The organism is Burkholderia sp. PU8-34 (assembly GCF_053427725.1).
Genome location: NZ_JBSAXC010000009.1, coordinates 210,609 through 230,808, shown reverse-complemented (window position 1 = coordinate 230,808; position 20,200 = coordinate 210,609). Strand labels below are relative to the sequence as shown.

Genomic DNA, 20,200 nt, shown 5'->3' with positions numbered 1-20,200 from the left:
CCCCGTTATTGCCGGACCTGGTAGTCCGTGGCGATCGCGGAGGGCTGGTCGGCGGGCTCCGGGTTTTGCTTGCTGACGTAACGCGCGGCAAACGTGCGCCAGTCGATTTCCTTCGGCACGACGGCCTGGTACGAACACACGTCCGGCGGAATCGCCTTCGCGCCCGTGCCGATCGCGTCGCCGCCCAGCCCGAATTCGGCGATCGCATCGATCATCCGGCGACGGAATTCGACGATCGCGAGATCGCTTGCGCCGAGACGCTCGTCCGAGCGGTTCGCGATCGGGCCCATCGTCACCCACATCGCGATGTCCTGGTTCGGGAAGCCCGTAATGCCCGTGAAGTTGCCGGCCTTCATCGCCTGGCGATCCTGCCAGAAGCGGTTGTCGTGATTGCGCAGCGGACGATAGTACGCGTCGAGATCGGTGCCGACCTGCTGATGCAGGAATTTGCGCCAGGTTTCGGTTTCCGGCGTGGTGTCCGGATCGCCCCACGCGATGAAGTAGAACGCCGTGTTCGTGTCGTCCATCGGCACGTTGATGTTCGCGACGTTGTAGAGATTGTTCGGCGGAATCAGCACCGTCCCCGGCGCCACGAACACCGTCGAGCGCACGTAGTCGTGCGTGTTCGCGTTGAAGATCGGGCGGCGCAGCGCGGCGTAGCGGAAGCCGTAGCCGGTGCGTTCGACCTGCAGGCGCGGCGCCTTGTCGGTGGACGGGCGCAGCCAGTTCTTCGCGGTTGCCTCGGCGCCGCCGACGCGCGCCGGCACGAAGTCCGACGAATGCAGGCTGGAGCTGTGTGCGGAGTCGATCGCGCCTTCGAGAATCTGTGCCCAGTTGCACGGCAGCAGCGCTTTCGCGATGCTCACACGCGTGTCGGCAGTCGGCGCCCAGGCCGGCGGCACGAACGCGGGGACGGCGTCTTGCGGGCCCATGTACGCCCATACCATGCCGCCCCATTCCTGCACCGGATAGGCCTTGTGCTTGACCTTGTCGGTCATGCAGCTCGACGCCGGCTCGGACACCATTTCGAGCACGTTGCCGGCGACGTCGAACTTCCAGCCGTGATACAGGCAGCGCAGGCCGGCATCTTCGTTGCGGCCGTAGACGAGCGACGCGCGGCGGTGCGGGCAGTACTCGTCGAGCACGCCGACGCGGCCGTCCGAATCGCGGAATACGACCAGATCCTCGCCGAACACGCGCGCTTTCACCGGCGCGCCGTCCGGTTCGCTGACTTCCTCGATCAGGCACACCGGCGTCCAGTGCCGGCGCATCAACTGGCCCATCGGAGCGTCGCCTTCGACGCGGCACAGCAATTCGTTTTCTTCGTTGGTCAGCATGTCATGTCTCCCGGCGATCGCTCGCCTTCATCAGCAGGTGTTGACCAACTATATTAGATATCTAGTTAAAGTGGCAAGCGACTTTCGGGCGTATTCGGGAAACTACGAATGGTCCGGCGGCAGCGATCGTAGCGATGGGGGCCAGCGTGGACGAACGCTGGCGAGGCGCAGGTTCTCGTCGATGCGATCCGGCCGGCTCGCGCCGGGGATGGCCGCCGCGACGGCCGGGTGCGCGAGCGAAAACTGCAGCGCCACGGCCCGGATATCGACGCCGAAGCGCTCGCAGATCTGCCGGATGCGCGCGACGCGATCGAGCATCGCCTGCGGCGCGCGGAGCGCCGGCAGGTTCTTGTCGACCGGCACCGCGAGCGGGCAGGTCGTTCAGGCAGCGGCCTCGGCCAGCGTCGGATAGTCGGTCAGCCCTTGCGCGCCGCCGCCGAACAGCGTGTCGCGGTGGTGCGGCGCGAGCCGCGCGCCGATGCGCAGGCGCTCGGGCAGGTCGGGGTTCGCGACGAACGGCCGGCCGAACGCGATCAGGTCGGCCCAGCCCGCGGCGATCGCCGCGCGTGCGCGTTCGGCCGTGTACTGGCCCGCATAGATCAGCACGCCCGGAAATGCGGCACGCAGCTTGTGCTTGAATTCGACGGGCATCAGCGGCGCGTCGTCCCAGTCGGCTTCGGCGATATGCAGGTAGCCGACGCCGAGATTGCCGATCAGCTTCGCGGCGGCGAGATACGTCGTTTCCGGATCGTTGTCGACGCAACCGTTCAGCGTGGTGAGCGGCGCGAGGCGGATGCCGACGCGCGACGCGTCGCCCGTGCCTTCGATCAGCGCCTGCGTGACTTCGCCGAGGAACCGCAGCCGGTTCTCGAGCGAGCCGCCATAGGCGTCGGTGCGCGTGTTCGCGTTCGAGTCGATGAACTGGTTCACGAGGTAGCCGTTCGCGCCGTGCAGCTCGACGCCGTCGAAGCCGGCTTCGATCGCATGACGCGCGGCGGTGCGGTACTGGTCGACGACGTCACGAATCTCGTCGACGGTCAGCGCGCGCGGCGCGGACGCCTGCACGAAGCCCGGCGTGCTGCCATCGTCGCCGGCGATGAACACCTTCACGCCTTCAGCCTGGACCGGCGACGATGACACCGGCTGCTCGCCGCCGAGCAGGCTCGTGTGGCTCAGCCGGCCGACGTGCCAGAGCTGCGCGAAGATGCGGCCGCCCGCCGCGTGCACGGCGTCGGTCACCTTGCGCCATCCGGCGACCTGCGCCGGCGTGTGGATGCCGGGCGTCCATGCGTAGCCCTTGCCGAGCGGCGCGACATACGTGCCCTCGCTGACGATCAGGCCGGCGCCCGCGCGTTGCGCGTAGTACGCGGCCATCAATTCGTTGGCTTCGTCACCGGGCCGGCTCGCGCGCGAACGCGTCATCGGCGGCATCACGATGCGGTTCGGCAGCGTCAGCGCGCCAAGTCGCAGCGGTTGAAACAGAGGGTCCTGGGTCACGGTGTGAGTCCTGTCGGAGCCGCGGCGCACCGGCCGCGGCAAGTTGAATCGAATGAGCGGCGGCGCGTTCAGTCCCACTTCGGCGCGAGGCCGGCGGGATCGACTTCGCGGCCGTTGCGCTCGAGCGCGGCGATCTGCGCCATGTCGTCGTCGGTCAGTTGCAGCGTCTGCGCGAGCAGGTTGCTTGCGAGGTTCTCGCGCTTCGTCGACGACGGAATCACCGAGCAGCCGAGGCGCAGCGCCCACGCGAGCGCGACCTGCGCCGGCGTCGCCTGATGCCGTTGCGCGATCGCGCCGATCACGGGGTCGCCGAGCACCTTGCCGTACGCGAGCGTCATGTACGACGTGACGTGAATCCCTTCGCGCTGCAGGAAATCGACGAGCTTGCGGTTCTGCAGATACGGGCTGAGCTCGATCTGGTTCGTCGCGATCGCGTCCTTGCCGACCGCGGCGATCGCCTGCTTCGTCAGTTCGATGTTGAAGTTCGAGATACCGATCTGGCGCGTCAGGCCTTTCGCTTTCGCGTCGGCGAGCGCGGTCATGAACGCTTCGATCGACACGCCGTTGCCCGGGGCCGGCCAGTGGATCAGCGTCAGGTCGACATAGTCGGTGCGCAGCTTGCGCAGGCTCTCTTCGAGGCTGGCCACCAGCTTTTCCGGCGCGTAGTTGTCGACCCAGATCTTCGTCGTGAGGAACAGGTCTTCGCGGCGCACGCCCGACGCGGCGATCGCTTCGCCGACTTCCGCTTCGTTGCCGTAGATCTGCGCGGTGTCGATCGCGCGGTAGCCGACTTCGAGGCCGTTGCGAACCGAATCGATGACAACCTGGCCTTGCAGGCGGAAAGTGCCGAGGCCGAATGCGGGAATCTTGCTCATGGTGTGCTCCTTGGAAGAGAGGAAACGGGTTGATCTGCCAGTCATTCTGATGCGTCGAACTGATGAAATAAACGCCGTTACAGGTCAATCATTTTTGAAATGAAATCAAATATCGTCGGCGCCGCGTCAGTGGCCGACACAGGCCTTCGGCTGACGCTGCAGCGCGATCTGCACGAGCACCAGCAGCAAGCCCGACGCGGCGACCAGTGCGCCGACCAGCGGAACGGCGCCGTAGCCGAATCCGGCCGAGATCGCGGCCCCGCCGGCGGCGGCGCCCACGGCATTGCCGAGATTGAACGCGCCGACGTTGACCGACGACGCGAGCCCCGGCGCCTCCGCCGCGGCGCGCATCACGCGCATCTGCAACGGCGGCACGACCGCGAACGTCGCGATGCCCCAGCCGACGATGGCGACCGCGGTCCCGAGATGGGTTTTCGCGAGCAGCGGGAACGCGAGCATCACGGCGACGAGCAGCGTCAGGAAAATGATGAGGCTGCCGTTGAGCGACCGATCGGCGAGCCGGCCGCCCGCGATGTTGCCGATCGAGAAGCCGACGCCGACGAGCACGAGCATTGCGGTGACGAAGCTCGGCGATGCGCCGGCGAGGTGCTCGAGGGTCGGCGCGATATAGGTGTACAGCGTGAACATCGCACCGGCGCCGAGCACCGTCGTGGCCATCGCCATCAGCACGACGGGGCGCGTCAGCACCTTCAGCTCGCCGCGAACGTGCGGCACGTTGCCGGCTTCGCCGCGCGGCAGCGCGACGCGCAGGATCAGCATCGTCAGAATCCCGAGCCCGGCCGTTGCGGCGAACGACATCCGCCAGCCGATGGTCTGTCCGAGCCAGGTCGCGGCGGGCACGCCGCCGATGTTGGCGATCGTGAGCCCCATGAACATCGTGGCCACCGCGCTGGCCTGCTTGTGGCGCGGCACGACGCTCGCCGCGACGAGCGAGCCGAGTCCGAAGAACGCGCCGTGATTGAGGCTCGTGACGAGGCGCGCGAGCAGCAATGTCGTGTAGTTCGTCGACGCCGCCGACAGCAGGTTGCCGATCGTGAAGATGCTCATCAGCGCGATCAGCGCGGTGCGCCGCGACCAGCGGGAGAACGCGAGCGTCATCAACGGCGCGCCTACCATCACGCCGATCGCGTAGGTGGTGATCAGCATCCCGGCGGTCGGGATCGATACGTTCACGCCTTGCGCGATGACGGGCAAGAGCCCCATCGGAGAAAACTCGGTCGTGCCGATGCTGAACGCGCCCATCGCGAGCGCCAGCAGCGAAAGCCATGCGTGCCCGGATGGCGTGCGCGTGGAGGTTGCAGGCTGGTTCATGCGGGTTGCTCCGTCTGGTTTCGATGGAAATGGGGAAGCACGTCGCTGGCGATCTCCGCGAATGTTTCGGCGAGCGGCCGTCGATTGCGCCGGAAATGCAGGCCGATGTGCTGCACGCCCGCGTCGCGCATCGCCGCCAGCTCCTCGATCAACGCGTGGCGACCCGCACGCGCGCCGAAGCGGTGGCGTTGCAGCGGCTCGTGCGGGTCGGCGGCGAGGTCAAGATGAATGAAGCTCACGTACGGCTTTTTGCCGGCCACCGCGCGCCACGCGGCGCTGCGCCGTGCGTGATCGGCCGGCGTGCCCGGATACGCGAGGCAGCCGTCCAGATGCGCGCCGAGCCACTCGGGCGTCTGTTGCGCGAGGCCGGCGACGAGCAGCGGAACGGGTGTGCGCGCGGCGGGCAGCACGTCGATGCCGGGCGGCAGGTGGCCGTGCGCGCCGTCGCGCAGCAGCGCGATCTGTTCGCGGAAGGTCGCGCCGCGTGATTCGAAGTCACGGCCGAACAGCGGATATTCGACGGGCCGGTCGCCGCTCGCGACGCCGAGCAGCAGGCGGTCGCCGCTCAGCGCCTGGATCGTCGCGGCCGACTTCAGTGTCAGCAGCCGTTCGCGCAACGGCAGCACGACGGCCGCCGTGCCGAGCAGGATGTCGCGCGTGATGCCCGCGAGGTAGCCGAGATACGAAAACGTTTCGAATACCTGGGCGGCGTCGCCGAACGACGGGTCGTAGAGCGGCACGTCGCGCACCCAGAGCGCGCGGAAGCCGAGCGTATCGGCCAGGCGCGCCAGTTCGGCGTGGGCTTCGACATCCGGTACGCCGGGGAGCCGTCCGTCGCGCTGGCGCTTCGCTTCGCCGGCGGCCGACCAGTCGTTGTCGAGCGGCAGCTCGATGCCGATGCTGAAGCCGCCGCGCGTCAGTGTGTCGAGTGAGGGGGACATGGCCGAGATCCGGTCAGAGGGCGCGCAGGCTGCCTTCGAGGCGATAGAAGTCGAGCGTCGGCGCGGTGAAGAACGAACGCGACGTGCCGGCCGCGAAATCGTCGATATGGACGACGGTGGCGCGATCGGCCTCCTGCCACGAAATCGCGTAGGTTTCGCCGGCGACGTGCTGCCACGCGTAGGCGACTTCGCCCGTCGCGCCCGTGAACGCGCCTTCGGTGATTTCATAGCGCATGTGGACGCCGTCGTCGGCATACGCGTTGATGGCGGTGAGCCCGTCGTAGCGGACTTCGAAAGTCTTGCCGGCAAACGGCGGGCGTTGGGTCGGTGCGTTCATGATGATGATCTCCTGGGTAAAAGGCAGGGTGGGCAGGGTGTTCAGTGAGCAAGCTCAACGGGTTCGGCGGTGCGCGCGGGCAGGCCTTCGCGGGCGTCGAGCGAGCCGCTCAGCGCGGTCAGCGCGAACGCGCCAAGCGTGACGGCCGCCGCGATCCACGGCGTATGGCCGAGGCCGACATGCGCGACGATCAGCCCGCCGAGCGACGAACCGCCTGCGACGCCGAGGTTGAACGCGGCGATGTTGAAGCCCGACGCGACATCGGTGGCGTCCGGCGCGAAATGGCGCGCCTGCTTGACGACGTAGACCTGCAGGCCCGGCACGTTGCCGAACGCGACCGCGCCCCATGCGAGCATCGTGGCGACCGCGAGCCATGCGACGTGGACCGTGAAGGTCAGCACGAGCAGCACGACCGCAAGCAGCAGGAAAATCCGCTTCAGTGCCTTGACGGGGCCGACGCGGTCCGCGAGCTTGCCGCCCCAGACGTTGCCGAACGCGACCGACACGCCGTAGCCGACCAGCACGAGGCTGACCTGCGACGGCGTGAAGCCGGCGATCTGTTCGAGCAGCGGCGCCATGTAGGTGAACGCGATCAGCGAGCCGCCGTAGCCGACGGCCGTCATCGCGAAGACGAGCAGCAGACGCGGTTGCGCGAGCACGCGGAATTGCCGGGCGAGCGGCGCGGGCGGCGTTTGCGCGAGACCGCGCGGCACGAACGCGACGGCGCCGATGAACGCGACGAGCCCGAACAGCGCGACGATCAGGAACGTCGCGCGCCAGCCGAAGTGCTGGTCGATGAAGGTGCCGAGCGGAATGCCGGCGACGAACGCGACGGTCATGCCGCTGAACATCGTCGCGATCGCGCTTGCGGCCTTGTCCTTCGGCACGAGCGTCGTCGCGATGATCGAACCGACCGAAAAGAACACGCCGTGCGCGAGGCCGGTGAGAATGCGGGCGACGATCAGCGATTCGTAGCTCGGCGCCTGCCAGGCCACGAGGTTGCCGATCGTAAACAGCGCCATCAGCGCTGCGAGCAGCGTCTTGCGCGGCATGCGACCCGTGAGCGCGGTGAGGAGCGGCGCGCCGACCGCGACGCTCAGCGCGTAGAGACTGACGAGCAGGCCCGCGGACGGCAGGCTGACGCCGAGATCCGACGCAATCGTCGGGATCAGGCCGACGATCACGAACTCGGTCGTCCCGATGGCAAACGCGCTGATGGTCAGCGCAAGCAGGGCAAGGGGCATGATGGGCATTCCTGGTTCCGGTGAGGATGGAGCGCAGTGTGCCCGCTTTACTTTTGCGGAAAAACTGGTCTATAAACCAAATTGTTTTGATTTCAGATCAACAATGAAGATCACGCTAGACGAACTCCAGGCCTTCGCGACCGTGGTCGACACGGGGTCGATCACCGCGGCCGCGCAGCAGCTCGATCTCACCGTGTCGGCGACGAGCCGCACGCTCGCGCGGCTCGAGGAAAAGCTGAAGACCACGCTGCTGCGCCGGACCACGCGCCGCCTCGAGCTGACCGAGGAAGGGCAAGCCTTTCTGCAAAACGCACGGGCGATCATCGATTCGGTCGAAAGCGCGGAGGAGCAGATGCTCGCGCGGCGCGAAAAGCCCTCCGGGCGGCTGCGGGTCGACGCCGCGTCGCCGTTCATGCTGCACGTGATCGTGCCGCTCGTGCGCGGCTATCGCGAGCGGTATCCGCAGGTGGAGCTGGAGCTGAACAGCAATGAGGGCATCATCGATCTGCTCGAGCGGCGCACCGACGTCGCGATCCGGATCGGCCGCCTGAAGGATTCAACGCTGCACAGCCGGCTGATCGGCAACAGCCGGGTGCGCATTCTCGCGAGCCCCGCGTATCTCGACGCGCACGGTCTGCCACGCAAGGCCGACGAGCTTGGCAAGCATGCGCTGCTCGGCTTCAACCAGCCGGAATCGCTGAACGTGTGGCCGATCCTCGACGCCGACGGCGAGCCGTACCGGATCGAGCCGGCCGTGTACTCGTCGAGCGGCGAGACGCTCCGGCAACTGGCGCTCGACGGCGCCGGCATCGTCTGCCTGTCGGATTTCATGACCGCGCAGGATCGCGAAGCGGGGCGTCTCGTGCAGATCCTCGCGCGCCACACGCAGGACGTGCGGCAGCCGATTCAGGCCGTCTATTACCGGAACACGGCGATTTCGGCGCGGATCGCGTCGTTCGTCGACTACCTCGTCGAGGCGCTCGCCGGCAAGCTCCCCGCGCGGCAGGCGGCCGCGTGGACGGCTCAATGAACGCTCCATCTTTCCGCTGATTTCAAAACTGTTTTCGCGATTTGCCCCTTTGCCGGCGCAGCGGCGCCCATCGATACTGCGCGTCGCTTCGTGGTGGCGGCGCGGGCGTCAATGTATCGACGATCGGCGCGGCATGACGCATCCCGCAATGCGCCGCGCACGAATCATCAGACAATTTTCGCGAGGCGGTGGCCCGGCGCGGCGAATCGACGTGCCGGGCTGCCGCCTCGGCATTGGAGCGGCAGATGGAGCGCATCAGGATATTCGTGACCGGGGCGACCGGTTACATCGGCGGGTCGGTCGCCGCGCGGCTGGTTTCGGACGGACACGCCGTCACGGGGCTCGCCCGCGATCACGACAAGGCCGCGAAACTGGCGGCGGCCGGCATCACACCGGTCATCGGCACGCTCGACGACGCGGCGCTGCTGCATTCGATCGCGCGCGACGTCGACTGCGTCGTCAATGCGGCGAGCAGCGATCATCGCGTCGCGGTCGACGCGATCATCGCGGGGTTGAGTGGAACCGGAAAGACGTTTCTTCATACGAGTGGAACGAGCGTGATCGCCGACGACGCGCAAGGCGCGCATGATGCCGCGACCGTGTTCGACGAAACGACGCCGTTCGTGACGCCGCCGGAGAAGGCCGAGCGCCGCGCGATCGATCAGCGCGTGATCGCGGCGGCCAGCCTCGGCATCCGGTCGGCTGTCATCTGCAACAGCATGATTTACGGCGTCGGCCTCGGCCTGCAGCGCGACAGCGCGCAGATTCCGCTGCTGGCCGCCGTGGCGCGCGAATTCGGCGCGGTCCGCGTGATCGGCAACGGCTCGAACCGATGGTCGAACGTGCATATCGACGACGTCGTCGATCTTTATCTGAAGGCGATGCGGTCGACGGCACCCGGCGCGTTCTATTTCGCCGAAAACGGCGAGGCGTCGCTCGCGGAAATCGGCCAGGCGCTGTCCGGGCGTCTCGGGATATCGCCGGTCGTCGAGTGGGATATCGCGGATGCCGCCCGGGCGCTCGGCCATTCGCGCGCGCATTTTTCGCTGGCGTCGAACAGCCGCGTCAAGGCGGTTCGCGCGCGGCGGGATCTCGGCTGGACGCCGCGGCATGGGTCGGTGCTGGACTGGATCCGCGACGACATGCCCGTTGCATCGTGAATCCGGATGCGCCGCGCGCAAGCGGTGGCGCGAATTATTGAATTCGATTCAACTATGATTCGCGTGCGCCGACGCTTATCAAACGCGCGTCGCGGCACTATCTTGGCGGCTCTGCAAACCGCCGGGATTGACCGACATGAAGACCACCCTCGACGAGATGCTCACGTTCGTGACCATCGCCGATGCCGGTTCGCTGACCGGGGCCGCCGAGAAGCTGCATCAGCCGACGTCGGTGATGAGCCGGGTTCTGCGGCGTCTCGAGGAAAAACTCGATACGACGCTGATTCGCCGCACGACGCGCCGGCTGGAGATGACCGAAGAGGGGAAGGTCTTCCTCGAACACGCGCGTGACATCATCGCGTCGGTCGAACTCGCCGAAGAGCAAATCGTCAGTCAGCGGGAAACGCCGGCCGGGCGGTTGCGGATCAATGCCGCGATGCCGTTCATGCAGCATGTGATCGCGCCGATGATGCCCGGCTTCCGCGAAGCCTATCCGGGCATCGAAGTCGAGCTCTATACGAGCGACGAAATCATCGATCTGCTCGAACATCGCACCGACGTCGCGATCCGGATCGGCGAACTCCGCGACTCCACGTTGCATGCGCGCAGGCTCGGCAGCAGCCGCCTGCGCATTCTCGCCAGTCCCGCCTACCTCGCGAAGGCGGGAGAACCCAGGAGCGTTGCCGATCTTGCCAGCCATACGCTGCTTGGCTTCGCGCAGCCGGAGGCATTGAACCACTGGCCATTGCGCACCGCGGACAGCGATTCCTACCGAATTCGCCCCGCATTGCAGGCGTCGAGCGGAGAAACGCTGCTGACCCTCGCGGCCAACGGTGCCGGCATCGTGTGCCTGGCCGATTACATGACGAGCACGCATCGGCGCGACGGCCGACTGGTCGAACTGCTCGTCGGCGAAACCGCCGAGTTCCTTCAGCCGATTCATGCGGTCTACTATCGCAACACGACGCTGTCGCTGCGCATTTCCAGCTTTCTCGACTATGTCAGCACACAGTTGAAAAACGGCGGCGATATCGATTGAGATGATCCGGCGTCCTCGTGCCACGATGGACGCCGGATCGGTCGTACCGTGCAAGCGGCGCCTATTGACCCAGCGCACTCATCAACCTGACCTGGCTGAGCAGTTCGTCGGTCTTCGCCTGTGCTAGCGAGTCCTCCGTCGCCAGCAGCGAACGCTGCACTTCAAGCGTGTCGATGAACGCCGATTCGCCGCTGCGCCACGAGCGCGTGATCTGCGCATAGGCGTCGCGCGCGCTCGACGTCGCACGCTCGAGGCTTTCCGTGCGGCTTCGGTTCCGGGCGGTCGCTGCGATCGATGTCTCGACGTCGTTCACCGCGCCGAGCACGGTCGCGCGGTACGCCGCGACAGCCTGGTCGGCTTCCGCGCGACGCAATGCGACGACGCTGCGCCGGCGGCCGCCGTCGAACAGCGGCGCGCCTGCGCTGGCACCCGCCATCCATGCGAGCGACCGTGCGAACGTCGCGCCCGAGAAGCCGTCGATCGCCGCGCCGATCACGCCGATCAGTTGCAGGTGCGGCTTGAGGTCGGCCTCGGCGACGCCGATCCGCGCATAGGCCGCGACGACGCGCGCCTCGGCCGCCCGCACGTCGGGCCGCCGCCGCAACAGGTCGGCGGGCGTGCCGACACCCGCTGCAGGGAACGTCCACGCCGGCGCCGCGGCAGGCGGATCGAGTTGCGCATAGACGTCCTGCGGCGTCGACGCCGTGATGATCGACAGCCGGTGAATCGCCGCCTGGCGCTGCAGCTGTAGCGCGGGCAGCTCGGCAAGCGTCGTCTCCGTCTGCGCATTCGCGCGGTCGACGTCGGCGCTCGGCACGACGCCCGCGTCGAACATCCGGCGTGTCGATTGCTCGGTGTCGCGCTGGTTCAGCGCGTTCACCTCGACGAGCGCGATCCGCTGTTCGAGGCCGCGCACCGTCACGTAGGTCTGCACGGTTTCGTCGATCGTCGCGATGCGCACGGCGAGCGCATCGTTTTGCGCCGATACGATGCTCGCGTCGGCCGCCGACACCCCCTGGCGGATGCGGCCGAAGATGTCGACTTCCCATGCGACGCTCGCATCGAGTCCGAACGCATTGCCGGTGGTCGGCGTATCGGTCGGGAACGCCTGCGATGCGGACAGCCGCTGGCGGCCGGCATTCGCGTTCAGGTCGATCGACGGCAACCACTGCGATGCAGCGCCGATCCGGATCGCGCGCGCCGCGTCGATGCGCGCGACTGCCGCTTTCAGGTTCAGGTTGTTCGCGAGTGCCGTGTCGACCAGCCGGTCGAGAACCGGATCGTGAAAGCCGCGCCACCAGCCGCGCAGGTCGGGGATCGGGCCGCTCTGCGCGAGATCCTCGTTTGCATAGGCCGCAGCGAGCGGCGGCGGCGAGACGTTCGTGACCGTCGCGCTCGCGCACGCGGCCAGGAAGGAGGCCGCGGCGAGCGCGGCAGCGAGACGGATGGACTTCATTGCGTAACCTCATCGGCGACGACGGCAATCTTGCTTTTGCGCGTCGCGAGCCGGCGAACCAGAACGTAGAAAACGGGCGTGTACAGCAGGCCGAAGAGCGTCACGCCGATCATCCCGAAGAACACGGCTGCGCCGACGGCATGGCGCATTTCCGCACCCGCGCCTTCGGACACGACGAGCGGCAGCACGCCGAGAATGAACGCGAGCGACGTCATCAGGATCGGGCGCAGCCGCTGCACGCATGCTTCGACGACCGCTTCGACCAGTTCCCTGCCTTCGGCCTCGAGCTGCCGCGCGACCTCGACGATCAGGATCGCGTTCTTCGCGGCGAGGCCGACCAGCACGATGAAGCCGATCTGCGTGAGGATGTTCACGTCCTGGCCGAGCGCCCTGACGCCGAGCGACGCGGCCAGCAGGCACATCGGCACGATCAGCAGGATCGACGCGGGCAGGCTCCAGCTGCCGTATTGCGCGGCCAGCACCAGATAGACGAGCAGCACGCACAGCGGGAACACGAGCAGCCCCGTGTTGCCGGCCGTGGTCTGCTGGTAAGACAGATCGGTCCATTCGAACGCGATGCCGGGCGGCAGCACCTGCTTCGCAAGCGACTCCATCGTCTTGATCGCATAGCCCGAGCCGAGCCCCGGTTCCGTGTCGCCGTTGATTTCCGTCGCCGGATAAAGGTTGTAGCGCGGGGCACGCTCGACGCCGAGCGAATCCTCGATACGCGTCACGCTGCCGATCGGCACCATGTCGCCGTTCGTGTTGCGCACCTTCAGCCGCGCGAGATCGGCGGCGGTCACGCGGAACGGCAGGTCGGCCTGCGCGGTCACGCGGTAGGTCCGCCCGACGATATTGAAGTCGTTGATATAGGTCGATCCGAAATACGTTTCGACCGCATCGTTGATCTGCTGGCTCGGCACGCCGAGCATCTCGGCCTTCTCGCGGTCGAGTTCGACGTGCACCTGCGGACTGGTCGCGGAGTAGGGCGTGTAGACGCCGACCATCCCGGGAGTCTTGTTCGCGGCCGCGACAAGGTCCTGCGTCGCCTTTGCGAGCGCGGCGGTGCCGAGCCCGCCCCGGTCCTCGAGCCGCATCGCGAAGCCGCCCGTGCTGCCGAGACCCTGCACCGGAGGGGGCATCGCGACGACGATCGACGCTTCGGTGATCACGGACAGGTGCTTGCGCATCTCGTCGGCGATCTTGTCGATCGTCAGGCCCTGCGCCTTGCGTTCCGGCCACGGCTTGAACACCGGGAACAGGCCGGCATTGTTCCCGGAGTTCGTGCCGGTCGCCGCGTTGACGCCGGAGAACACCGGCACGCGCGCGACACCCGGCACGGACAGCGCGATGTCCTCGATCTTGCGGGCCACCGCGCTCGTGCGTTCGAGCGTCGCGCCGTCCGGCATCCGCACGAGCACGACCAGATAGCCGCGATCCTGCGCAGGGATGAAGCCCTTCGGGCTCGACACGAGCAGATAGCCGGTCGCGGCGATCAGCACGATGTACAGCGCGGACATCGCCGGGATGATCCTGACGAGCTTTCGCACCAGTGCGCCATACGCACCGGACAGCCGCTGGAACAGACGGTTGAATGCAGCCGCGAAGCGCTGCACGACGCGCATTGACGGGGCGAACAGCGCCGCCGCCCGAGATGCCGGCGCATGCGCATCGTGCCCGCTGCCGTGCGCTTTCAGCATCGTCGCGGACATCGCAGGCGCGAGCGTCACCGACGTGAAGAACGAGATCGCGGTGGACACGGCGATCGTCACGCCGAACTGGCGGAAGAACTGGCCGGAGATGCCCGGAATGAACGACGTCGGCACGAACACCGCGCACAGCACGAGCGTGATCGCGAACAGCGCGCCGCCGACTTCCTTCATCGTCAGCAGCGTCGCATCGCGCGGGTTCGCGCCGGTCGCCAGATGCCGCTCGACGTTCTCGACCACGACGATCGCGTTGTCGACGACGATCCCCACCGCGAGCACGAGCCCGAACAACGTCAGGTTGTTGATCGAATAGCCGAGCATCGCCATCACCGCGAACGTGCCGACGAGCGACACGGGGATCGACAGGATCGGGATGATCGACGGCCGCCAGCCCTGCAGGAACAGCAGCACGACGAACACGACGAGCACGACCGCCTCGTAGATCGTCTTGACCAGCTCGTGGATGCTGTCGCCGATGAACGCGGTCGGGTTGTAGCCGATGTTGTAGACGATGCCCTTCGGGAAGTCCTTGCCCAGTTCCGCCATCTTCTTCTCGACCGCGGCCATCGTCGCGACCGCGTTCGCGCCGGGCTGCTGCAGCACCTGCAGCGCGATCGTCGGGTGGCGCAGCATGTAGCTGTCGGTCGCGTACGCGAGCGCGCCGACTTCGACGCGCGCGACGTCCTTCAGGCGCACGAGACGCCCGTCCTGCCCCGCCTTGACGACGATGTTGCTGAAATCCTCGGGACGCTTGAGCCGCCCCTCGAAGATCAGGTTCGGCTGGAACGCCTGGTTCGTGATCGGCGCCTGCGCGACCACACCGCCCGCGAGTTGCGTGTTCTGCGAGCGGACCGCGGCGATCACGTCGCTCGGGCTCAGGTTGAACGACGCGACGCGCTCGGGATCGAGCCAGATGCGCATCGAGTATTCGCGTGCGCCGAGCGGGTTGATGTCGCCGACGCCGTCGATGCGCTTCAGCGCGTCCGCGACGTTGCGGATCGCGTAGTTCGACACGTACAACGGGTCATAGCTCTGGTCGGGCGAGTAGATGAAGATCGTGCCGAGCTGCGTCGGCGAAGACTTCCGGACCGATACGCCGCTGCGCTGCACGGGTTCGGGCAGGCGCGGCGTCGCGAGCGCGACGCGGTTCTGCACGAGTACCTGCGCCTTGTCGACGTCGGTGCCGGGCTTGAACGTCGCGGTGATGTTCAGGCTGCCGTCGGAGGTCGCCTGGCTGTACATGTAGATCATGTCCTCGACGCCGTTGACTTCGAGTTCGATCGGTGTCGACACGGTTTGCGACACGGTTTCCGCGGACGCGCCCGGATAGCTCGCCTGGATCACGACGGTCGGCGGCGCGATGTCCGGGTACTCGGATACCGCGAGCGAGAAATAGGCCAGCGCGCCGGCGATGGTCAGCACGATCGACAGGACGATCGCGAGCACCGGCTGCTGGACGGACAGGCGGCCCAGGTTCATCGTGCGCTCCCGGCCGCGGTGCTTGCCGCGGCGGTTGCCGCAGTGGTTGCGATAGCAACGTTCGCGGCATTCGCCATCTGCGCTGCATCGATCGCGCGCGGCACCGCGTTGACCTTGTCGCCGGCCTGCACGCGCTGGAAGCCGTCGACGATCACGCGGTCGCCTGCCTTCAGCCCCGCATCGATTTCGCGCAGGTTGCCGAACAGGCGGCCGGGCGTCACCGGTCGCACCGACACGGTGCCGTTCGCGTCGACGAAGTACAGCACGCGGCGCGTCGCGTCGGTCGCGACGGCCGAATCCGGCACGAGCAGCGCCGCGTGCGCGACGCGGCTCGACAGGGACACGCGGCCGAACTGGCCGGGGCTCAGGCGTCCGTCCGGATTCGCGACGCGCGCGCGCTGGCGCAGCGTGCCGGTCGAGTTGTCGAGGCGGTTGTCGACGAAATCCATCGTGCCCGACAGCGACGGCCGCGCGTCGCCCGGCAGCGCGATCGCCACCTGCCGCGACGACGCGCTGCCGCCGTTTTTCGTGGCTTCGCGCGTGTAGCGCAGGTAGCTTTCCTCGTCGACGTCGAAGTAGATGTCGATCGGATCCTGCGACACGATCGTCGTCAGCACCGTGGCCTCGCTGTCGCCGCCCTTCACGAGGTTGCCCTCGCTGACGAGCTTGCGGCTGATGCGCCCCGACATCGGCGCGACGATGCGCGTAAACGACAGGTCGAGCCGCGCGCGTTCGAGTGCGCCTTGCGCGCTCGTCACGTCGGCCTGCGCACTTTGCACGGCCTGGCGGCGCTGATCGTAGAGGCTCTGCGCGATGGTGTCGGTCCTGATCAGCACGCTGGCCCGCTCGAAATCCTGCTGGCTCAGCTTCAGTTGCGATCGCGCGCGTTCGAGCGTGCCTTGCGCGGCCGTTACCGCTGCCTGGTACGGGCGCGGATCGATGACGAACAGCAGGTCGCCTTTCTTCACGGTTGCGCCGTCGTGGAACGCGACGCGCTCGAGATAGCCGCTCACGCGCGGGCGCACGTCGACCGTATCGACCGCATCGAAGCGGCCCGTGTAGACGTCGACGTCTTTCACGTTGCGCGCGACGGGCGCGCTGACGATCACGCTCGGCGGCGCGGCCGGCGCCTTGTCGTCCGACTGGCAGCCCGTCAACGCGAGCAACGCGGCGAGCGGAAGGGCGGCCAGCGCGGCCGGTCGCGCGAAGCGCTTCAATCCTGGGTAGCTGTTCATGTTCTTCGGTGTATCGAATGACGCGCATGGCGCCGGATGGTGCGCAGTATCGTGCGCGGCGCGCGATGGATAAACGGATGCGGCGACATAAGAACTTGTACTGAGCAGTCACGAATCGCGAGGTGCGGTGACGATGCGCGGGGCAGGGGCGGTATGCGGGGAGCAGCGTGACGACGCGCGACCCGAATGCCTGTTCAGGCGATTCGGGCCGGCGATGCGGAGGGGACGGACGAACGGGGGCGCGTGGCTGGCAAGATGCTCGCGCGCGCGTCGACGCCGATCAATGACCGCGATAGATCGAATCGCGGCCGTTGGTCGTCAATGCGCGGCCGGATGCGCTGTTGGTGTTGCCTTCGCTGCCGTAGCCGGTCGTGTCGGCGGCCGGAGCCGTGCTCGGAGCCGCGTTCGGTGCCGCTTGTGCGACGGCGTTTTCACGCACACGCTTTTCGGCAGCGAGAATCGCGACCGGATACTGGTTGTGGTCCAGTGCCGGCGTATAGCCGACGGCCGCGAGGCGGGCCATTTCGGCCTTCACTTCGGCGCGGGTCAGTGGGTGGTCATTCTGCTGCGCGAACGAAACGGCCGGTGCGGCGATGATCAGTGCGGCAAGCGTGGAAGAAACGAGCGTTTTCATCATGGGTACCTATCAGGTTGAGTGAACCGCAACCACGTCGTCGTCGTTGCGAGTGCTGCCAATATAGGTATCCCGACGCCGCGGAAAAACGGGCCGCCGGCGAAATCATTTTTGATCTGGAATCACGAATCGGCGATCGACTCCGTCGCCAGCCTTGTCGGGCGGGGCTGCCGTGCGAACGGTCCCTCCGGACGCAATACGCGGCCCCCCTCCAAACCGCCTAATCAGACCTCGCGGGACTCAACTATGTCGAATTCCGTCTTGGACAGACTTAAGCGGTCTGCCTAGACTGAACTCGCTTTCCCTCACTCCCTGGAGAAAATCATGAGTCTCAAAGGCAAGCTGCCTGCAGAAAAGATCCTTGGCTTCGGTACCGCGCCGCTCGGCAACATGTTCCGCAACATCCCCGACGCGGAGGCAGCGGCCACCGTCGAAGCCGCATGGCAGCAGGGCATCCGCTACTTCGATTCGGCCCCGTTCTACGGCGCCGGTCTCGCCGAAATCCGTCTCGGCGACGCGCTCGCGAACCACCCGCGTGACGAATACGTGCTGAGCACGAAGGTCGGCCGCGTGATCCTCGACGAAGTCGAAGACGTGTCGGCGCGCGATCTCGGCGAGAAGGGCGGCCTGTTCGAACACGGCCGGCCGAACCGCATCGTCAACGACTACACGGCCGACGCGACGCTGCGCTCGATCGAGGACAGCCTGAAGCGTCTGCGCACCGATCGTCTCGACATCGTCTGGGTGCACGACATCGCACAGGACTTTTACGGCGACGAATGGCTCGCGCAATTCGAAGTCGCGCGCAAGGGCGCGTTCCGCGTGCTGAGCAAGCTGCGCGAAGAAGGCGTGATCAAGGCGTGGGGCCTCGGCGTGAACCGCGTCGAGCCGGTCGAACTCGTGCTCGACCTGTCCGAACCGCAACCGGACGGCATGCTGCTGGCCGGCCGCTACACGCTGCTCGACCACGAGCGCGCGCTGCAGCGCGTGATGCCGGCGGCAGCCGCGCAAGGCGTCGGGATCGTCGTCGGCGGCCCGTACAGCTCGGGCGTGCTCGCGGGCGGCACGCACTTCGAATACCAGAAGGCGTCGCCGGAAATCCTCGCGAAGGTCGAACGCATCAAGGCGATCGCCGCACGCCACGGGGTGCCGATCAAGGCCGCCGCACTGCAGTTCTCGATGGCGCATCCGGCCACCGCCGCCGTGATTCCGGGCGCAAGCCGTCCGGAGCGGATCGCGGAAGACCAGGCCGCGCTGAATGTGGTGATTCCGGCCGACTTCTGGCGCGAAATGCGCGAACAAGGTCTGGTGGCAGCCGCTGCACCGCTGCCGATCGATCGCTGATCCTGAAAGGTGATGACATGGCACAGGCCAATGCAAGCATCGAGATCGCGGCTTCGGCCGACACGGTCTGGAAACTGATCGGCGGCTTCGGGTCGCTGCCCGACTGGCTGTCGTACATCCCGGCGAGCGAGCTGAGCGAAGGCGGTCGCGTGCGCAGCCTCGCGAACCCGGACGGCGACGCGATCGTCGAGCGTCTGGTCGCCTTCGACGACGCGGCACGCAGCTACACGTACGCGATCCTCGAAGCACCGTTCCCGGTCGTGAACTATCGCTCCACGCTGCGCGTGCGCGAGAACGGCGCGAACGCGGCGACGGTCGAGTGGTCGGGCACGTTCACGCCGGACGGCGCGACCGACGACGAAGCGATCCGCCTCTTCCGCGGTATCTACGAAGACGGTCTCGCCGAGCTGGCGAAGCGGTTCGCGGCGTGACGGCGTGACGGTGTCGCGCGCGGTGACCGGGTGCCGGTAGTTTCGGCACCTGCCGGTGACGTCGCTGGTGACATGCTTCGTGGCGGGTTTTCGGCCGTGACGACGCACGGCACCGGCATCACCGGGCGTGTGCCGTCAATCGTCGGACCGAGGCGCCGGATCGTCGGCGCCGATGCTCTCGCGCAGTTCGTCGATCAGCAGCCGCGCGCCCGGTGAAATGGGCGCGCCTTTGCGCGTGACGAGCTCGTAAGGCTCGCTGCGCGAGCCGAGCCGCAGCGGCAGGATGCGCGTGATCCCGTGACGGGCGAAGAATTGCGCGACATCGATCGACACGAGCGCGACGAACGACGGATTGCTCTGGAGCAGCGCGAGCGTCGCGAACGCCGACGTCGTTTCGAGCAGGTGCGGCGGGAAGCGGATATCGGCTTCATGGAATTCACGTTCGAGCAGCAGCCGCATCGGCATGTTCGCGCGATATACGACCCAGCGGTATTCGGCGAGCTCGCGCAGCGTCCGCTTGCGCGCGCCCTTCAGCGGATGCCGCACGTTCGCGACGACCGCGAGCGTCTCGTCCTGAAGCTTCACGCTGTCGTACAGCTGCGGCGTGCGGCTGATCGTCGTGCGACAGATCGCGAGATCGAGCCGCCCTGCGTCGATCTGCGCCAGCAGCGCTTCGCTGGTGTCCTCGACGATTTCGACCGACATTTCCGGATGGCGGCCGACGAGCGTCGAGATCGCATCGGTCAGCAGCGGCACGGCACCCATGATCACGCCGACCGCGACGCGTCCCCCATGCCCGCGCAGGATGCCGACGATTTCCTCGCGCAGGTGGGCGACATCGGTATGGATCAGGCGCGCATAACGAATCACGCAATCGCCGACCTCGGTGGGCTCCAGCCCGCGGTTGGTCCGGTTGAACAGTGGCGTGCCGAAGGTCGTCTCGATCTCCTGCAGCGCCTTGCTCGCGCCCGGCTGCGTGAGCGCGACCTGCTGCGCGGCCTTCAGCAGCGAGCCCTGGTCGCCGAGCGCGATCAGCAGCCGCAGCTGCTTCAGGTGAAGCCGGGAGATGATCGAGTGGAGCGGCGGGGTCATGAGGAATGACGAACAGTTATACCGGTAT

At 67.1% G+C, this 20,200-nt stretch carries 18 protein-coding genes and 1 pseudogene; 5 read left to right on the top strand and 14 right to left on the bottom strand.

Features of this window, described 5'->3' with window-relative positions:
* Window positions 1-5 precede the first annotated feature (5 nt).
* The 8 genes and pseudogenes from ACV22Z_RS22240 to ACV22Z_RS22205 all read right to left on the bottom strand — a co-directional run bounded on the left by ACV22Z_RS22240 (window position 6) and on the right by ACV22Z_RS22205 (window position 7,563).
* Entirely contained in the window at window positions 6-1,337 is a 1,332-nt protein-coding gene (locus tag ACV22Z_RS22240) for a Rieske 2Fe-2S domain-containing protein (RefSeq protein WP_448078426.1), read from the bottom strand.
* Between the two features lie 156 nt (window positions 1,338-1,493).
* Window positions 1,494-1,667, bottom strand: a pseudogene (locus ACV22Z_RS22235) (aldo/keto reductase); the annotation flags it as partial.
* Between the two features lie 51 nt (window positions 1,668-1,718).
* A complete protein-coding gene (locus tag ACV22Z_RS22230) occupies window positions 1,719-2,834 on the bottom strand; it encodes an alkene reductase (RefSeq protein WP_448078425.1) in 1,116 nt (371 codons plus the stop codon).
* A 68-nt stretch (window positions 2,835-2,902) separates the two neighbouring features.
* Complete coding sequence (dkgB, locus tag ACV22Z_RS22225) at window positions 2,903-3,709, bottom strand: 2,5-didehydrogluconate reductase DkgB (RefSeq protein ID WP_448078424.1); 807 nt, start codon at window positions 3,707-3,709, stop codon at window positions 2,903-2,905.
* 126 nt (window positions 3,710-3,835) lie between these two features.
* Window positions 3,836-5,041, bottom strand: a complete 1,206-nt coding sequence (locus ACV22Z_RS22220) for an MFS transporter (RefSeq protein ID WP_448078423.1) — start codon at window positions 5,039-5,041, stop codon at window positions 3,836-3,838.
* Window positions 5,038-5,982: a TIGR03571 family LLM class oxidoreductase gene (locus ACV22Z_RS22215; protein ID WP_448078422.1), complete on the bottom strand. Its 945-nt coding sequence runs from the start codon at window positions 5,980-5,982 to the stop codon at window positions 5,038-5,040. The genes ACV22Z_RS22220 and ACV22Z_RS22215 overlap by 4 nt, the downstream gene beginning before the upstream one ends.
* A gap of 13 nt (window positions 5,983-5,995) precedes the next feature.
* Window positions 5,996-6,319, bottom strand: coding sequence for a MoaF-related domain-containing protein (locus ACV22Z_RS22210; RefSeq protein ID WP_448078421.1), 324 nt, complete (start codon window positions 6,317-6,319; stop codon window positions 5,996-5,998).
* 41 nt (window positions 6,320-6,360) lie between these two features.
* Entirely contained in the window at window positions 6,361-7,563 is a 1,203-nt protein-coding gene (locus ACV22Z_RS22205) for an MFS transporter (RefSeq protein ID WP_448078420.1), read from the bottom strand.
* A gap of 103 nt (window positions 7,564-7,666) precedes the next feature.
* Between ACV22Z_RS22205 and ACV22Z_RS22200 the strand changes: the two genes are divergently transcribed.
* Window positions 7,667-8,593, top strand: coding sequence for a LysR substrate-binding domain-containing protein (locus ACV22Z_RS22200; protein ID WP_448078419.1), 927 nt, complete (start codon window positions 7,667-7,669; stop codon window positions 8,591-8,593).
* Between the two features lie 22 nt (window positions 8,594-8,615).
* Here the strand turns inward: ACV22Z_RS22200 and ACV22Z_RS22195 are convergent, their stop codons facing one another.
* A complete protein-coding gene (locus ACV22Z_RS22195; protein WP_448078418.1) occupies window positions 8,616-8,849 on the bottom strand; it encodes a hypothetical protein in 234 nt (77 codons plus the stop codon).
* Here ACV22Z_RS22195 and ACV22Z_RS22190 point away from each other — a divergent pair.
* Both ACV22Z_RS22190 and ACV22Z_RS22185 read left to right on the top strand, forming a co-directional pair.
* Window positions 8,839-9,753 (top strand): NAD-dependent epimerase/dehydratase family protein, encoded by a 915-nt coding sequence (locus ACV22Z_RS22190; protein WP_448078417.1) that lies wholly within the window; start codon window positions 8,839-8,841, stop codon window positions 9,751-9,753. The two genes, ACV22Z_RS22195 and ACV22Z_RS22190, sit on opposite strands and share 11 nt — an antisense overlap.
* A gap of 136 nt (window positions 9,754-9,889) precedes the next feature.
* Window positions 9,890-10,792, top strand: coding sequence for a LysR substrate-binding domain-containing protein (locus tag ACV22Z_RS22185; RefSeq protein WP_448078416.1), 903 nt, complete (start codon window positions 9,890-9,892; stop codon window positions 10,790-10,792).
* A 61-nt stretch (window positions 10,793-10,853) separates the two neighbouring features.
* Here the strand turns inward: ACV22Z_RS22185 and ACV22Z_RS22180 are convergent, their stop codons facing one another.
* The 4 genes from ACV22Z_RS22180 to ACV22Z_RS22165 all read right to left on the bottom strand — a co-directional run bounded on the left by ACV22Z_RS22180 (window position 10,854) and on the right by ACV22Z_RS22165 (window position 17,308).
* A complete protein-coding gene (locus tag ACV22Z_RS22180; RefSeq protein WP_448078415.1) occupies window positions 10,854-12,248 on the bottom strand; it encodes an efflux transporter outer membrane subunit in 1,395 nt (464 codons plus the stop codon).
* Entirely contained in the window at window positions 12,245-15,436 is a 3,192-nt protein-coding gene (locus ACV22Z_RS22175) for an efflux RND transporter permease subunit (protein ID WP_448078414.1), read from the bottom strand. Before ACV22Z_RS22175 ends, ACV22Z_RS22180 begins: the two co-directional genes overlap by 4 nt.
* Window positions 15,433-16,671 carry an efflux RND transporter periplasmic adaptor subunit gene (locus ACV22Z_RS22170; RefSeq protein WP_448078413.1) on the bottom strand — a complete coding sequence of 413 codons (1,239 nt, stop codon included), beginning with the start codon at window positions 16,669-16,671 and terminating at the stop codon, window positions 15,433-15,435. The genes ACV22Z_RS22175 and ACV22Z_RS22170 overlap by 4 nt, the downstream gene beginning before the upstream one ends.
* A 280-nt stretch (window positions 16,672-16,951) precedes the next feature.
* Window positions 16,952-17,308, bottom strand: a complete 357-nt coding sequence (locus tag ACV22Z_RS22165) for a DUF4148 domain-containing protein (RefSeq protein WP_448078412.1) — start codon at window positions 17,306-17,308, stop codon at window positions 16,952-16,954.
* A gap of 321 nt (window positions 17,309-17,629) precedes the next feature.
* Here ACV22Z_RS22165 and ACV22Z_RS22160 point away from each other — a divergent pair, with 321 nt between their 5' ends.
* Together ACV22Z_RS22160 and ACV22Z_RS22155 are read left to right on the top strand one after the other, a co-directional pair.
* Window positions 17,630-18,649: an aldo/keto reductase gene (locus ACV22Z_RS22160; RefSeq protein ID WP_448078411.1), complete on the top strand. Its 1,020-nt coding sequence runs from the start codon at window positions 17,630-17,632 to the stop codon at window positions 18,647-18,649.
* Window positions 18,650-18,666: 17 nt separating this feature from the next.
* Window positions 18,667-19,080: an SRPBCC family protein gene (locus ACV22Z_RS22155; protein WP_448078410.1), complete on the top strand. Its 414-nt coding sequence runs from the start codon at window positions 18,667-18,669 to the stop codon at window positions 19,078-19,080.
* A 135-nt stretch (window positions 19,081-19,215) separates the two neighbouring features.
* Here ACV22Z_RS22155 and ACV22Z_RS22150 read toward each other — a convergent pair whose 3' ends face one another.
* Window positions 19,216-20,172, bottom strand: a complete 957-nt coding sequence (locus tag ACV22Z_RS22150) for a LysR family transcriptional regulator (RefSeq protein WP_448078409.1) — start codon at window positions 20,170-20,172, stop codon at window positions 19,216-19,218.
* Window positions 20,173-20,200 lie beyond the last annotated feature (28 nt).